This is a genomic window from Brevibacterium sp. FME17, from assembly GCF_014897515.1.
Classification (GTDB): Bacteria; Actinomycetota; Actinomycetes; order Actinomycetales; family Brevibacteriaceae; genus Brevibacterium.
Map to the genome: position 1 here is coordinate 15,751 of NZ_JABUYD010000018.1, position 14,191 is coordinate 29,941.

At 63.0% G+C, this 14,191-nt stretch carries 13 protein-coding genes and 1 pseudogene; 3 read left to right on the forward strand and 11 right to left on the reverse strand.

All coding sequences use genetic code 11. The annotated features are described in order from the left end of the window. Positions 1-111 precede the first annotated feature (111 nt). From INT40_RS15015 to INT40_RS15025, 3 genes are read right to left on the reverse strand one after another with little or no spacing between them, the layout of a single operon-like run. The gene (locus INT40_RS15015; RefSeq protein ID WP_193096407.1) at positions 112-948 is read right to left on the reverse strand and encodes a MetQ/NlpA family ABC transporter substrate-binding protein; all 837 of its coding nucleotides are present in this window, start codon (positions 946-948) and stop codon (positions 112-114) included. A 56-nt stretch (positions 949-1,004) separates the two neighbouring features. Continuing rightward, entirely contained in the window at positions 1,005-1,679 is a 675-nt protein-coding gene (locus INT40_RS15020) for a methionine ABC transporter permease (protein WP_096147151.1), read from the reverse strand. Further along, positions 1,679-2,674, reverse strand: coding sequence for a methionine ABC transporter ATP-binding protein (locus INT40_RS15025; protein WP_096147150.1), 996 nt, complete (start codon positions 2,672-2,674; stop codon positions 1,679-1,681). The genes INT40_RS15020 and INT40_RS15025 overlap by 1 nt, the downstream gene beginning before the upstream one ends. Positions 2,675-3,593: 919 nt before the next feature. Here INT40_RS15025 and INT40_RS21380 point away from each other — a divergent pair. Next, positions 3,594-4,070 (forward strand): annotated as a pseudogene (locus INT40_RS21380) (glycosyltransferase family 2 protein); the annotation flags it as partial. Between the two features lie 438 nt (positions 4,071-4,508). Here INT40_RS21380 and INT40_RS21385 read toward each other — a convergent pair. After that, positions 4,509-4,637, reverse strand: coding sequence for a pentapeptide repeat-containing protein (locus INT40_RS21385; RefSeq protein WP_193096444.1), 129 nt, complete (start codon positions 4,635-4,637; stop codon positions 4,509-4,511). 29 nt (positions 4,638-4,666) lie between these two features. On the opposite strand from INT40_RS21385, the gene INT40_RS15040 reads away from it, so the two are divergent. After that, positions 4,667-6,292 carry a hypothetical protein gene (locus INT40_RS15040; protein WP_193096408.1) on the forward strand — a complete coding sequence of 542 codons (1,626 nt, stop codon included), beginning with the start codon at positions 4,667-4,669 and terminating at the stop codon, positions 6,290-6,292. A 70-nt stretch (positions 6,293-6,362) separates the two neighbouring features. After that, positions 6,363-6,875: a GtrA family protein gene (locus INT40_RS15045; protein WP_226831432.1), complete on the forward strand. Its 513-nt coding sequence runs from the start codon at positions 6,363-6,365 to the stop codon at positions 6,873-6,875. A gap of 167 nt (positions 6,876-7,042) precedes the next feature. Here the strand turns inward: INT40_RS15045 and INT40_RS15050 are convergent, their stop codons facing one another. From INT40_RS15050 to INT40_RS15080, 7 genes are all read right to left on the reverse strand, one after another. Continuing rightward, a complete protein-coding gene (locus INT40_RS15050) occupies positions 7,043-7,795 on the reverse strand; it encodes an ABC transporter permease (protein ID WP_193073038.1) in 753 nt (250 codons plus the stop codon). Then, positions 7,795-8,556 carry an ABC transporter ATP-binding protein gene (locus tag INT40_RS15055; RefSeq protein WP_226831434.1) on the reverse strand — a complete coding sequence of 254 codons (762 nt, stop codon included), beginning with the start codon at positions 8,554-8,556 and terminating at the stop codon, positions 7,795-7,797. The genes INT40_RS15050 and INT40_RS15055 overlap by 1 nt, the downstream gene beginning before the upstream one ends. Beyond that, a complete protein-coding gene (locus INT40_RS15060; RefSeq protein WP_193073033.1) occupies positions 8,516-9,061 on the reverse strand; it encodes a TetR/AcrR family transcriptional regulator in 546 nt (181 codons plus the stop codon). The genes INT40_RS15055 and INT40_RS15060 overlap by 41 nt, the downstream gene beginning before the upstream one ends. A 111-nt stretch (positions 9,062-9,172) precedes the next feature. Beyond that, positions 9,173-10,432 (reverse strand): DUF6716 putative glycosyltransferase, encoded by a 1,260-nt coding sequence (locus INT40_RS15065; protein WP_226831436.1) that lies wholly within the window; start codon positions 10,430-10,432, stop codon positions 9,173-9,175. Next, complete coding sequence (locus INT40_RS15070) at positions 10,419-11,585, reverse strand: hypothetical protein (protein ID WP_226831438.1); 1,167 nt, start codon at positions 11,583-11,585, stop codon at positions 10,419-10,421. The genes INT40_RS15065 and INT40_RS15070 overlap by 14 nt, the downstream gene beginning before the upstream one ends. Continuing rightward, positions 11,582-13,084, reverse strand: coding sequence for a polysialyltransferase family glycosyltransferase (locus INT40_RS15075; RefSeq protein WP_193096409.1), 1,503 nt, complete (start codon positions 13,082-13,084; stop codon positions 11,582-11,584). The genes INT40_RS15070 and INT40_RS15075 overlap by 4 nt, the downstream gene beginning before the upstream one ends. Next, the gene (locus INT40_RS15080) at positions 13,084-14,055 is read right to left on the reverse strand and encodes a glycosyltransferase family 2 protein (protein WP_193096410.1); all 972 of its coding nucleotides are present in this window, start codon (positions 14,053-14,055) and stop codon (positions 13,084-13,086) included. Before INT40_RS15080 ends, INT40_RS15075 begins: the two co-directional genes overlap by 1 nt. Positions 14,056-14,191 lie beyond the last annotated feature (136 nt).

A 14,191-nucleotide genomic window follows, 5' to 3' on the forward strand; every position in this document is an offset into this window, starting at 1 on the left:
AAATGTGCTAAACGGTTGGCGCCTTCTCTTCGAAGATCGTCGAGATTTCGAAGAGAAGGCGCCAACCGTTAATTCCAGCGACTGCTCTTATCGCAGATGGATGGTGTCGGTTCAGAAGCTGGGCAGGACCGATCCGTCGGACCACTTCTTCTCGATGAACTTCTTCACCTCGGGGGAGTGGAGGAGCTCGTCGAGCTTCTTGATGTTCTCGTCGTCTTTGTTCTCGGTGCGCGTGGCCAGGAAGTTGCCGTAGGGGTTGTCCTCAGCCTTTTCGAGGACGATTCCGTCCTTGGCCGGATTGAGTCCGGCCTCCAGAGCGTTGTTTCCGTTGATGACCGAGGCATCGACATCCTGGAGGGTGCGAGCCAGCTGCGCGGCGTCGGCCTCGACGAACTTCACCTTCTTCGGGTTGCCCTCGACATCGGAGAGTTTCGCGTCGACCGCGTCGACACCGTCCTTGAGGGTGATGACCTTGGCCTCTTCGAGCATCTTCAGTGCACGGCCCTGGTTCGCAGGATCGTTGTTGATGCCGATCTTCGCGCTCTTGGGCAGATCCTTGACGTCCTTGATGTTCTTGGAGAACAGGGCGAAGGGTTCGAGGTTGATCGGGTCGAAGGCGGTGAGCTCGTAGCCCTGGCCTTCGACCTCGGAGTCGAGGTAGGGCTTGTGCTGGAAGTAGTTGGCGTCGATGTCACCGTCGGACAGAGCCTTGTTCGGCAGGGTGTAATCCGTGTACTCGGTGATCTCGATGTCGAGGCCGGCATCCTCGGCGAGGTTGTCGTCCACGTAGCGCAGGATGTCTCCCTGTGGGACCGGGGTCGCACCGACCGTGAGCTTGGTGATGTCGCCGTCCTTCTCGCCGACCGAGTCGGTTCCGCCGCCGACGAGGCCGCAGCCTGAGAGCAGCAGGGTCGCACTCGCGGCGATGGCGATGAGCTTGGTCTTCATGGTTCTCCTTGGTTTCAGTAGTGCGTCAGTGCGGTGAGGGTTGTGGTGGCTGAGGCTCAGCGATGGTCGACGGCGCGGGCGATGCGGTCGCCGATGAATTGGATGAGCGTGACGATGAGCACGAGCACGATGATGCAGGCGATCATCGTGTCCGCCTGGTAGCGGTTGTAGCCGTAGGAGATCGCCAGGGCACCGAGTCCGCCGCCGCCCACAGCACCAGCCATGGCGGTGTAGGACACCAGAGTCACCGAGGTGACGGTTGCGGCTCCGATCAGGCCCGGTTTGGCCTCGGGGACGTAGACCTGCCGGACCACCTGCCCGTGCGAGGCCCCCATCATCAATGCCGCCTCGACCTTGCCTTCCGAGACCTCACGCAGCGAGTTCTCGACCAGGCGGGCATAGAAGGGGATCGCGCCGATGGTCAGCGACACCACGGTCGCCTGCCACCCCAGGGCCGAACCCACGACGAAGCGGGCGAAGGGAATGAGGGCGATGATGAGGATGATGAATGGAATCGAGCGGGTGACGTCGACGATGAAGGACAGCACTCGGTAGAGCACGGGACGCGCCTTGAGTCCGCCCTTCGAGGTCGTGAACAGCCAGATTCCCAGCGGCAGGCCGATGAGGACGGCGAGGCCTGTCGACCAAGCTGTCATCAGCAGGGTCTCGATGGTGGCGGGCAGCATCTGCTGCGTGATCGCCGGGTTGTCGAACCATGTCGGATCGTTCATCAGGCTGCCTCCTCCGCATAGATTCCGTCGGCTTCCAGGGCGGTGATGAGCTCCTTCGACGCGGCAGCAGAGCGGACCGTGAAGCGGATCCGTCCGACCTGTTTGCCCTCGATGGTTTCGACGGCACCGGCGAGGATCGCTTCGGCACCGACTCCCACGGACTGGGCGCTGGTCAGGACCTTCGGCAGGCTGGTTCCGGCCAACGCAACCTCGACAAGGTTGGCCGACGTGCCTGCGGAACCCTTGACGGAATCCAGATCATCGAGACCGATGGGTGGAAGGGGGACGAGATCCTTGGCCAGGGTCGAGCCGGGCTCGGAGATCACCTCGGCGAGTTTGCCGGTCTTGGCCACCCGACCTTCGGCGAGCAGCGTCACGGAGTCGCAGATCTCGCGGATGACGGACATCTCGTGGGTGATGATGAGGACGGTGATGCCCAGGCGGTCGCGCAGTGAGCGGATGAGGCCCAGGATCTGGTCCGTCGTAGAGGCATCCAGCGCCGAGGTGGGCTCATCACACAGCAGAACCTTGGGTTCGGCGGCTAGTGCCCGGGCAATGCCCACGCGCTGTTTCTGTCCGCCGGAGAGCTGAGCAGGGTAGTTGTCGGCACGGTCGCCGAGGCCGACGATCTCGAGCAGTTCGCGTGCCTTGGCCAGACGTTCCTTCTTGGAGACTCCCGCGATTTCCAAGGGGTGGGCCACGTTCTTCAAAGCGGTGCGGGAGTCGAGGAGGTTCACGTGCTGGAAGACCATGCCGATGCTGCGGCGGGCCTCGCGCAGGCCCGAGCCGGACTGGTCGGAGATGTCGGTTCCGTCGATGGAGACAGTGCCGGAGCTGGGGGAATCGAGCCCGGTCAGGCAGCGGATGAGTGTGGACTTGCCGGCACCGGAACGGCCGACGATGCCGTGGATTTCACCGGCAGGGACCGACAGATCGATCTCTTCCAGGGCGACGGTGTCTCCGAACACCTTACGCAGACCGCGCAGCTCGATCACAGGCGTCTCCTCGTGTGGGTGGAGCAGGGGATGGGCAACTCGAACCTACGTTTCAGTAGGGCCGACGATTCAGCTTGCCAAGGCGGTGGACGCGCCCAAGGCGCAGGCGTCATAAAAAGACGCATAAAGCAGGGTTTCGTGACCAAGGACACGCGCTAGGGGGAAGCAGTCCGGCTGAACCGGCCGGAGCCCTCGTACATCAAGGGTGCGGAGACAGACCCTAAAGGTATTTTGTCCGAGCTGCGTAGAGACCTAATGACCAACCCAAAGGGACGACTATCAAGGGCCCGCAGAATAGCCACGACATCATGGTCACGGCCCCGATGGTGATCCACCCGTCCTGTGCCTGCCTGGACCAAAGAGTCATCAGGATGCAGCCAATCAGCAATGCGATGGAAATTCCGCACACGATGAAATAGAAGATCCTGCCGACCGTTCCCCTGGGAATCAATGGTCTCTCCCTGTCCCTGATCTCTCTCGTGCCTATTTCTGCCATGTCTTCCAAAGCGAACAGTCGCCTTGTGTTGGGCACCCACCTCAGGTTAACGGCATGGGACTTCCTCGGCGGGGCGGGGAGTTGATTGCGGCGCGTGCCGAGTTGCGGACGATTCGTGTCGACTTTTCCGCGGTGAATCGGCACGAATCGTCCGCAACTCGGAACCTCCCGCGATGAAAGAGGCCTCGCAGTGCGCCACCCGCGGTGAAGGGGCCTCGCGGAGAGCTGCCCGCGTGACACCGTGATGGAAGGAGGAGGTAACGGGAACATGAACTCTGCCCGAAGCCGAGGAGTTGGTTCGGCTCAGTTCGCGTTCTCGTAACCTCATCGTCACTTCGCGCCCGTATCACTGAGGAGCTAAGGGTCATGGCCGCTTGCTGCTTCGGCAGTGCGTCGGGCCGAGGACGACGATGGGAACACCGCATGCTCGAGGACACCACCAGGATCGCTGCGATCGTACCCTGCCACAACGAGGAGATCACGGTGGCGACGGTGGTCCGCGACCTCAAGGCCGCCGTCCCGGGGATCACCGTCTACGTCTACGACAACTGCTCCAGCGACCGGACATCGCAGAGAGCCGACGAGGCGGGCGCGATCGTTCGTAAGGAGAATTCCCCGGGGAAAGGCAACGTCGTCAGGCGAGCCTTCGCCGATATCGACGCCGATATCTACGTGATGATCGACGGCGACGACACCTACGAGGCTTCACACCTGTCCGAGATGATCGAGACCCTGGTCTCCGGACCCTATGATCATGTGCTCGGTGTGCGCCAGGACAACCAGGAGTCCACCTCGTACCGGCCCGGGCATGAAGCCGGAAACATGATGTTCAACCGGCTCACCGGGTGGCTGTTCCAATCCCAGGTCTCCGACATGCTCTCCGGGTACCGGGTCTTCTCTCGCCGGTTCGTGAAGTCGTTTCCGGCGATCAGCAAGCGCTTCGAGATCGAGACGGAGCTGACCGTGCACATGATGTCGCTGCGTCTGCCCAGCACTGAGGTGCCCATCGACTTCCGCGACCGCCCCGATGGCAGTGAGTCCAAGCTCTCGACGTTCAAGGATGGGTTCCGCATCCTCGGACTCATCTCCGCTTTGGTCAGGCATGAGCGGCCGAGGCTGTTCTACGGAGTCATCACTACGATCCTGGCGCTCGCCTCCCTGCTGTTCGGCCTGCCCGTGGTGTGGGAGTTCTGGCAGACCGGTCTGGTGCCCAGGTTCCCCACAGCCATCCTCGCCACAGCTCTGATGGGGCTCGCGTTCCTGTTGGGCAGTGTGGGACTGACGCTCGATGGTCTGCGCCGAGCCCGCCGCGAAACCTCTCGACTGGCCTACCTGGGGTTACCTGCAGTTAGCATGCCGGAGGCGGGAGCCTCTGAAATAGGTGCCTCGGAGGTGGGAGCCTCGGAAGTCAGCCTGCCGGCAACCGGCACCTCGGAACTTGATCTGCCGCTTCAGACTCGCCGACAGTCGCCCGCAGCGAGGACCTCGCTCGCCTCATGACGGCACCGACACACCCGCCACCAACGAAACCAACGAAGCCGCGAGGTTTCTTCGCCTCGGCGCTCGCCTGGGATGCCTTCCTCGCGCTGCTGACTCTCGTACCTGCACTGTTCTTCATTGCACTGTTCTTGCCTGGGCGAGCCAATGTCGACATCGGCAACCAGTATGCCCAAGCCACGGGCGACATCCCGTTCTCCGACTGGCACCCACCGATCATGAGCGCTGTGTGGCGCGTCCTCATCGGCTTCACCGGGGAAGCAGGCAGCCTGTTCGTCCTCCAAGTAGCGATTCTGGTTCTGGCCTGTTGGAGCCTCGGCGTGATCGTGCACCGGTGGGGTGCACCTCGGTGGGTGTCGATGGGCGGGCCGGCGATCATGGCCACACCGTGGGCCGTGTCGCAGATGACGACGACGTGGAAAGACACGCAGATGGCCGTGGCCATACTGCTGGCCGTCGTCCTCCTCATCATCACCCGCTTCGTCCCGAAGACCTGGCTGCTCTGGATTCCCGCGCTGGTGCTGCTCGTCTATGCGTTCGGGCTGCGGAAGAACGCCATCTTCGCCATTGTGCCGATCGCTGTCTATATCGGATATCTGTTGGTCAAGAGGGTGCGCAGCAGTCGCCGCTTCGCAAAGTTTGCGGGACGGTTTGGTGCACCGTCCGGCATGCGACGAGTGATGGCGACAGCGGTGGCCTCACTGCTCGTCCTCGTTGTCCTCGGCGCGGGCCTGAAAGCCACGGACGCGGCAATCGGATCGCAGGAGGACGTGCAGGCCACCGGTCAGGTCTCGCAGATCTTCCTCGACGACGTCATGTTCTCCGTACCCAACAGCGAGCTGCAGTCCTCGGATGCCCCGGCCGAGCTCAAGCACAAGATCGGCACGGCCCGCGACAAATGCCTGAAGAAGGGCGAGATCTGGGACGCCTACTGGAACTGCTACGGCAAAGGCGCCACAGGGGAGCCGTTCTCACCGATCGCCTACCAAGAGGAACTGAAGAGCCTGTGGCTGAGCGAAGTGATCACCCACCCCGTTCGCTATGTCGAGTACCGGGCGGCGGTGTTCTCCTTCTACTTCTTCACCTCGGCCGTGGAATACTGGCCGGCCGATTGGCACTATGACGCGGCGAAGGTCGGCCTCGAACAGGGTAATGACAAGGCCGACTACATCGTCCAGCCCTATGTCGAAGACTTTGCACTCGACACCTTCCCGATGCTGTTCAAGCCTTGGTTCTGGACCCTTCTCGCCGGCCTTCTCTTGGCCTTCGGGTACCGAGCTCGAGGACGGTCGCAAGGGCCCCTGCGACAGACGCTTGCGTCCCAGCGAGGATCACACTCGTCCCAGGTCCCGGCCGGGAAGCGAACCTTCTGGCCCGAGATCACGATGCTGGCCACCTCGGCGCTGTTCTATGTGTTCGGGTATTTCCCCATCGTCCCGTCGAACCATTTCCGGTACACGTTCTGGCCAGCGCTCGCCGTGACCACGGCGTCGCTGTTCGCCTTGGCGATGTGGCGGACCCGAAGAGTCCCGGCAGTCACGAAGGCTTCGGCGCCGAGGGAAGAGCTGGCTGTATCGGACCCAGCTGAGGTCCCGAAGTCCTCGGCGCCGGGGAAGACCCCGTGATCGCCGGGCACGCCGCGATCGGGAGCATTCAGCGAGTGCGAAACCGGGCCGTTTAGACTCGATGACTGTAATGAAAGAGTCTTTATCTGCCCGTATGCGGCGCCTCGCAGCCGAAGCGTTCAAGTTTCTCACTGTCGGTGGTTTGGGATACATCGTCGACGTGGGACTCTCCAACCTTCTCGCTTACGGATTGGGATCGATCTCTCCGCTCCTCGAGGGCAGCCCGATCAAGGCCAAGATCGTCTCCACCATCGTCTCAATGGCCGTCGTGTGGATGGGCAACAGGCTCTGGACCTACGGGGACCGGACCACCGGCTCGAACCTGCGTGGCATCTCGCTCTTCATCGCCGTCAACATGGCCGGAATGATCATCACCGTCATCCCACTGGGCGTGACCTGGTACCTCCTCGACATGCGCGATCAGCTGACCTACAACATCTCGACGAACATCATCGGCATCGGCCTGGCCATGATCTTCCGCTTCTACGCCTACCGAACATGGGTGTTCAAAGAAACAGCGCCTGACGCCGAGGTGGTCGTTGAGATGGACGAGCACAGCACCGTCCCCGACGACCGCGACTGACCCACCTCACTGCTGCCCGCCTGTGTCCCTAGCGACGGAGTGGAAGGCTGCTGCTGTGCTACCTTCTTCGAGACGACTCCGGAGCTTCGATACCCCTACGCGTGCAGCGTGGTTTCGGAGCTCCACAGGTGCCGGGGTGCGAACGCGAGCAGTCGTCGCCTCGGGAATCATCGGTTCAGCTGCAGCCGGGCCCAACTCATCGCGGTCGCAGCGACAAAGACAGCACCGAAGCAGATCGACAGCACAAGTTGGACCGGGGTGATGCCAGTTCCGTTACTCATCGCCCATAGCGCGGGTGCGGCAAGAGGCATCCACCCGCCTGCACCCGCCAGCGCCCCGATCTGGGCGATCACGACAAGAGCGATCGTGCTGGCAACTCCAGCGAGCAAGGAGCGAGTGACAGTGGCGATCCACGCGGTGGGGGCGGCGACGCACCCCATGAGCGCCGACAGTGCCCAGAGTCGGGCGAGCCCAGCCCAGACATCGGCGCTCGGGGCACCGTAGCCGACGATGACACCCAGTGCGAGGATGCTCAGCGCGAGAGCGAGGCTGGCCAGGCTCATCCACAGCAGGTAGACCATGAATTTGGCCAGCGAGATCTGAGCGCGGCTGACCGGGAGCGCGAACAGGCCGACGATGGTGCCTTCGGCGAATTCGCGGCCGAACATCCAGGCAAGTACGATCCCAAAAGTCAGCAGGGAAGCAACCGAGATGACCTGCGCGGCTTCCGCCAGCAGGCCATCCCAATCCAGGGTCGAGGCGGCCCCTGCTTGCTCAATCAGTTGCCTGTTGCCGCCCGCGATGCCGGCAGTGATCCCGCCCAACAGAGCGACGACGCCCAGGACGAGCGCGAGGGTTCCAGTCCTTCCGACCAGGGACCGGACCAGCTTGAGCGCCTCGACGCGGACCGCGGAGTTCATCAGGGTTCTTGGCCGATGTGGTCGTAGCGTTCGTCGTCTTCAGCAATGCGATCGAAGAATGCACGTTCGAGGTCGGCGCCGGTGGTGTCAAGCTGGCCAAGCAGGCGGCCTCGATTCATCAGCAGCACTCGATCGGCGACGCGGGCCACCTCGTCGAGATGATGACTGCTGACTAGAATCGCAGCACCGTGCTTCGCGCGCAGCGCCAGTTCTTTGCGCAACATGATCACAGACGCGGGGTCTAAAGCGTTGCTCGGCTCATCGAGCACGATCATCTTAGGGTGGTGCTGCAGTGCGGCGGCGAGGCCAGTTCGCTGCCTGTTGCCCAACGACAGGCGACGAAACCGACGACCTGCGAGCGAGGTGAGCTTCCATGTATCGAGAGCTGCCTCGACCCTCGCCGGGTCACCTCCGTGCAGCCGGCAGGAAATCCGCAAGTTCTCTTCCACCGTGAGTTCAGGGTAGGCAAGTGGGACCTCGATCAAGGCACCGACCAGCGCCCACGAGGCGGCGGACGCGTCTGCTATCAGCGCGCCGAAGAGACGGACCGATCCGGCATCGGGGCGAAGCATGCCGAGCGCGAGGCGCATGAGAGTGGTTTTTCCTGCCCCATTCAATCCGATCACCGCCACGACTTCACCTGGATCCACATGAAACGACAGATCGGAAACACCTGATCCGCGTCGGAACTGAAAATCGACATCGGCGAATTCGAGCATCTCAGCGGCCTCCCAGCGTGTCCAAGGCGCTGCCCAACGCATCGTCGAGACTGGTCATCTCTGAACGCGCCCATTCCAGAAGTGCGACACTCAGCCCGGAGATCATCGCAGTCGATGCCACGTAGGACGAGGTCGCGGAATAGCCGCGATCAGTCAGTGCGGCCTGCAGCGCCGCGATGGTCTCCATGCTGTTGTGTTCAACTGCCCCGCGAAGGCTGCTCGCTTCGGCAATGATCCGCAGGCGGGCATGCAGTGCGCGCAGGCTTGCGGAGTCGAGCTCGACCCAGGTCATTCGGATTCCCTCGGCCAGAGCGTGCATCGCCGGTTCGCAGTCAGGGCGAGCTCGCACCGCGTCTGCGATCAACGGGTCAAAAGGGTCCGTCAGAAGCAGTGCTTCTTTGGAAGGGAAGTGGCGGAACAGGGTCATCTCGCTGACCTTCGCCCGCTTCGCAATTTCAGCTGTGCCGGTTGCATCGTAACCGTGTTCGCCGAACAGCTCTAAGGCCGCCTGCGTCAGCGCATCATGTGTTCGTGTCCAGCGATCCATTCTTTAATGTTAGTCACTAACATTGCAAAAGCAAGAGGCGTCCCGCGCATACACCGGTCCGGAGTGTTCCCGATTGACCAGGAACGGCTGGGACCAGCCAGAGCGGAAGATTCAGTGCGCGTACCGCAGTTTTCTGTAGGCACGCACAACTGGGGCGGGTGCCATGGTGCGCAGTTCGGCGCGGATGAGCAGACGCTTCTGCTTCCACACGGCACCGCGCCGGTTCGGCAGCTGGCCGGCTCGGGCACGTGTGGCCAGCAGCTCCAGATGGTGAAGTAACCTGCCGTCGTCGGAGTGGAAGTAATTCTGAGCCAACCACGCCGAGGTGGGGAAGCCGATGGACCCGGCGGCCACCTCGGCGAGGGTGCCGGTGGCACCGGAATCGGTGAACGCCTCGTTGAGCAGGTCGCGGTCGAAACCGAAATCGGAGATCAGCAGGGTGGGGATGCCACGGTCGAAGGCCTCGAGTGCCGCCGTCGAAGACACGGTCACCAGCGCGGCTCCGGGGACGAGGAACTCATCGAGTGGACCATAGCCGAGGCCGATGAGATCGGCGCCAGGAACCTCCTGACCGCGCAGCGACTCGAGAATGTCGTAGTACGAATGCAGCTCATGATGCGTCTCATGCTCACCGGGCCGTGAGCGCATTTTGATGATCACGCTCGATTCCCTGTGACGAGAGGCAAAACTCGCGAGGGCACGAACGATCGCCTCGCGATCGCCCAGCGATTCGGGCACCTTGGCCTGTGGGGCGAAGACGAGGGTCTGGGGGAGCGTGGCGCGTGTGTTGGACTCGGTGCTGTCCGCGGCGTCGGAGCTGGCAGCAGAGGCGGCAAGCTGGGGGATCCCGGCCGAGCGCAGCATCGGCAGGCGGGCCAGATAGATATCGCAGGGCACCTGTGTGAGTGCACTGACCTCGGTGTACTGGGCCACCTCGGCGAAGGAATGGGCGATGAACCCATCCATCAGCCGGCGATAATTCATGCCCTTTTTGCTAGCAGGCAGACCCATTCCCGGCAGCCCCGAGACCAGGGCCGGGCGGTGCTCGTGCAGGTGGGCGGTGAGGAAGAGCTGGGCGACGACCGGTCCGGTGGCTGCGCCGAGCACGATGTCGGCGTGATGGTCGGTGATGATGCGGCCCAGGTCGGTGCGAGTCACGACGGGGATGTTGCGTCCGGCCCAGGCGGTACCGGCGATGGCGTGGGTGACCTGCTCACGGGTGGGCAGGATCGGGCTGTCGATGAGGTAGACGTGGGCCTCGACGCCGGGCAAGGAAGTCAGCAGCTGGGTCGCCCATTTGAGGTAGGACTCGGAGTCGGAGACCGAGACGATGCGGATCGCCTGCGGTGGGGATGGTTCAGGAGTCGACATCTGCCTTGACCGATTGGGCGTTGAGGGACTTACGCAGACTATCGGCAGAGGCACCGGTCCACCATTCCGATGGAATCTCGGTGACGGAGATCGTCACGTCCGGGTTCAGGGTTGCCAGGGAGATCGCTGCGGTGCTGGGCAGGCTGCGGATGGTGGAGTTCGGGGGCAGATTGACCAGGCGCAGCTCGATCGGGAGACCGACGTGCTTGATGCGCACACGCTCGTCACGGCCGAGCTCGGCGAGGAATTCCTCGGTCTCGCGGCGGTGGGGGTAGTAGGTGATGGGACCCTCGGCCATGAGCGATTCGAGCCAGGCGCGGTAGGAGTCTGCGTGGATGAGTCCGTCGGCGACGAGTGCCGAGCCGATGACCGGGTTGTCTCTGGGGTGGCTGCCGCCGGTGGGCAGAGTCTGCAGGTGTTCGAACTTGTGGCGGGTGATCTCCGCCCCTGATTTGAGGAAGGCCTTGCGCATGGTCTTCGACACCGGCAGTGCGGTGTGCCAGCGCAGCTTTCCGGCCGGAGCCAGGCCGCGCAGACGGTCCGCGACGTGTGCGGCCATGATTGCTCGCGAGGCCTTGAGCTTCTGCCGCGGCCGTACCAGAGGCCCGCGCTTGGCAGTGAGGATGTCGATGGTCGAATAGGTGGCCAGACCGTCATCGAGGATGACGACCTCGGGCATGCGACGTTCCAGGTAGGCCATCGCGATCGCTTTGTGGACCTGTCCGGAACAGGCATCACCGATGTAGATGCGATCGAAGTTGTGCTTACGCAGGACTCCCGGTTTGGCCCCGACTCGTTCGAGGGAGACGTTCTTCGGCAGCCAAGCGGAGTCGAAGGCGTCGAGGAACGAGGTCATGCCCTTAGCATTGGCACGGGCCCGAATCCGCAGGTGCTCGGCCGGGTCGTGGGCCTCGAGCGCGGACAGGAACTGCAGAGGAGACTCGACGAAGGCGATCGAGGCCAGCCGAACCTTCGGTGTCTTCTGTAGGGCATTGCGCAGTTCAGGAGTTTCTGCATCCTTCGTGACAGTCATGGTGACCTCGTCTTTCTTCGGGTCTGACTTCTTCTTGTCTGATTGTTCTATCGTCGAGTCCATCTCAACGGAGTCGTTCTCAGCGGGTTCCTTCGCCGCAGGTTCCTTCTCAGCCATCATCGGTTCGGCTCCGACTTCAGCTTTGCACCCAGCTTCGAACTCAGTGTCGACTTCACCTTCGGGACGAGCTTCGGGCCGTCGATGGAGATTCCGTAGCTCTTCAGAGTGTGCTGAGCCCGCTTTGCCTGCGTGCGCAGACGTCGCTTGGCCGAGCTGAGCCCCTTGCGAGGCGGGGAGATCTCCAACTGTCCGGGCAGATCCAGCTTCGAGAGTCGCTTGCGTTTGAAGTACTTCATGTCCTCCCCGCCGACGGCCGATTCGAGGAAGTCGATCGCGTTTCCGCGCAGGTAGGAGGCCGTCTCGGACTGCATGCAATAGGTGACCGCATCGATGAGAGGCCCGAGGTCCTTCGTGCCGGCAGGGCGCGTGCCGGCGGACAGCGTGCCGGACGACGCGTTCGCGGGTGGATCAGCCACCTCGGCGAGGTCACCGGGCAGAACATATCCGCCCGTATGCAGGGCATCGACGATGGTCAGCGGGATACGGTTGCTGTTCTGGTACGGGGCCACGACCTCCAGCATCATCGAGGTGCCGCTGGCGGCCGTGGCGGTCCCGAACAGTGCCCGTGCGGTCGCGAGCCCCGTCGAATAGCAGGACACGACGAGCTGTGGCCGGGTGGTGGCGATGACGATCTCGGCCAGCAGCGGCACGTCGGCGAGGACGAATTCCAATCTCAGCTCATGGCTGCGCTTGCGCAACGGTTCGATAGTCGTCCGCGCCGAGGTGGGGTGCGGTTTGAAGATCACAGTGGACAGCCCGCGTGCTTTGACCTCATCGATCATCTGCAGGTGCAGCTCCAGCTCTTCCTCAGGGGTGATGAGATCGATCTGAGCCAGGTACTGGCCCAGGACCATTCCGGCGTCGGGGATCGGATCGGCGAGATCCGCCGCCGCCAACTCCGGAGCCACCTCGGCGGCCATGTCATCGATGACCGACTTCAGATCCGCGGCAGGCAGGACCACTCGATCGGGGGAGTGCTCTGCCAGCTGACGTGGGGTGATGCCTGGCAAGAGATCCGTGTAGTAGATCGTCGAGAGCCGCTGGTACTGCGGCAGGGACAACGGATTGCGGATGGGACCGTAGCTCATCAGCCCATCGGAGTGCACTGAGATCCTCGCCGTGGTGAAGATCTGGGTGAGCACACCGGCCGGATGACCGGGCAGGGACTCGACGATGAGATCGATGGGCTCATCATCGGCGATCGCCCATCCCGAGCGCAGCGAGCGCTGCATGAGCGGGGCACGTTCGCCGGAGATGCCGAAAGCCTTCGGATGGTTGGGCCAGATGGTGGCGTTCCAGTCGATGATGAGATCGAAGTGGGTCAGCAGACCGGCCGAGCCGGGCATGTCATCGGCGGCCGGCGTCAGCTCGGGGGCGAAGGAGTTGTTGGCGATGACGAGGATCCGCCGCTCCTTGGCCTCACCGAGGCGCCCGGCGCGGATCAGGGCCACGATGTTCGCGAGCTGGTACTGGGTGGAGATCTGGATGATCTGGGTCATCAGCGGGCCCTCCTGACGATCGACTCGATCACGGGCAGTCGGTGCTCGCCGAAGTTGTGCAGAGCCTGGTCGATGATGTCGTTGTCGATGCCCTGCAAGGTGTTCACCGCGCCGAGGTTGAGCTTCGACCTGACCTCGTGGTTCATTGAGGAGCCGCGGTTGTGGATCTGGAAGTAGAGGATGGAGAGGAAATTGCGCACGGCCTTGCGTTCGAAGCGACGGAGCTCCGGCTTCTCCTCGAGCATTGCGAACACGGAGCGGAAGGCGGGGATGAAGTCCAATTGGCGTTCGTCGAAGATCGCCGTCAACGAGGTGGCGCTGCCCTTGCGATAGCACAGGCCTGCGGTGTCGACGACGGCGAAGCTGCCGGTCTCGAGGTGGTGGCGCCACGTCCAGGGGCGGTCCTCGCAGGTGCGCAGTTCCGGGTTGAACTCGAGCAGGCCGCGCTGGGCCATGGACCGGGAGTAGATGCCGGTCCAGCACTCGGGGAAGTCGACCATCGCCGAAGCGTCGTGGGGGAGGATGAAGTCCCGCGGGTTGAGTGCTCTGTTGTGGGTGAAGCAGGGAGCGTTGCGCAGTTTGCGGTTGAATCCGTTGACGATGAGGTAGTTGGTCTTGACGAAGTCCACGCCCAGGCCGGTGATCGAGTCCGTCAGGGACCGCAGATGGCCCGGTGCGTACCAGTCATCACCGTCGAGGTAGGTGATCGTTCTACCCGTAGCGGCCTCCAGTGCGGTGTTGCGTGCTGTGGAGACGCCGCGTGACTCCACGTTGTGGATGGTCACGAGGTTGAGCCGGTCGCCGAATTCGGCAATGACTTCCGCGGTGTCATCGGTGGACCCGTCGTTGACGACGATGACTTCCAATTCGTCACGTCCGAAGCGCTGGCTGACCAGGCTCTGCAGGCTCCCGCCGATCGTTTCCTCGGCGTTCTTCGCGGCGATGATGACGCTGACGACTGGGGTGGTCATTGGGTCCTTTCGCAGGGGCGGTCTTCGGGGCGGTCTTGTCTTACAGGTTGTGGCTTCTGCTCTTACGGGCTGGGCCTTCTGCATTCGGTTGATCCTAAAATTCCTAAGCGAACGGTAGGTTGCGCCGAGGTTGACG

Coding starts and splice junctions, on each gene's coding strand:
- INT40_RS15015 (WP_193096407.1), bottom strand. CDS start 948: ATGAAGACCAAGCTCATCGCCATCGCCGCGAGTGCGACCCTGCTGCTC.
- INT40_RS15020 (WP_096147151.1), bottom strand. CDS start 1,679: ATGAACGATCCGACATGGTTCGACAACCCGGCGATCACGCAGCAGATG.
- INT40_RS15055 (WP_226831434.1), bottom strand. CDS start 8,556: ATGCGTTGGGCAGCGCCTTGGACACGCTGGGAGGCCGCTGAGATGCTC.
- INT40_RS15065 (WP_226831436.1), bottom strand. CDS start 10,432: ATGTCGACTCCTGAACCATCCCCACCGCAGGCGATCCGCATCGTCTCG.
- INT40_RS15060 (WP_193073033.1), bottom strand. CDS start 9,061: ATGGATCGCTGGACACGAACACATGATGCGCTGACGCAGGCGGCCTTA.
- INT40_RS15070 (WP_226831438.1), bottom strand. CDS start 11,585: ATGATGGCTGAGAAGGAACCTGCGGCGAAGGAACCCGCTGAGAACGAC.
- INT40_RS15080 (WP_193096410.1), bottom strand. CDS start 14,055: ATGACCACCCCAGTCGTCAGCGTCATCATCGCCGCGAAGAACGCCGAG.
- INT40_RS15045 (WP_226831432.1), top strand. CDS start 6,363: ATGAAAGAGTCTTTATCTGCCCGTATGCGGCGCCTCGCAGCCGAAGCG.
- INT40_RS15050 (WP_193073038.1), bottom strand. CDS start 7,795: ATGAACTCCGCGGTCCGCGTCGAGGCGCTCAAGCTGGTCCGGTCCCTG.
- INT40_RS15040 (WP_193096408.1), top strand. CDS start 4,667: ATGACGGCACCGACACACCCGCCACCAACGAAACCAACGAAGCCGCGA.
- INT40_RS15075 (WP_193096409.1), bottom strand. CDS start 13,084: ATGACCCAGATCATCCAGATCTCCACCCAGTACCAGCTCGCGAACATC.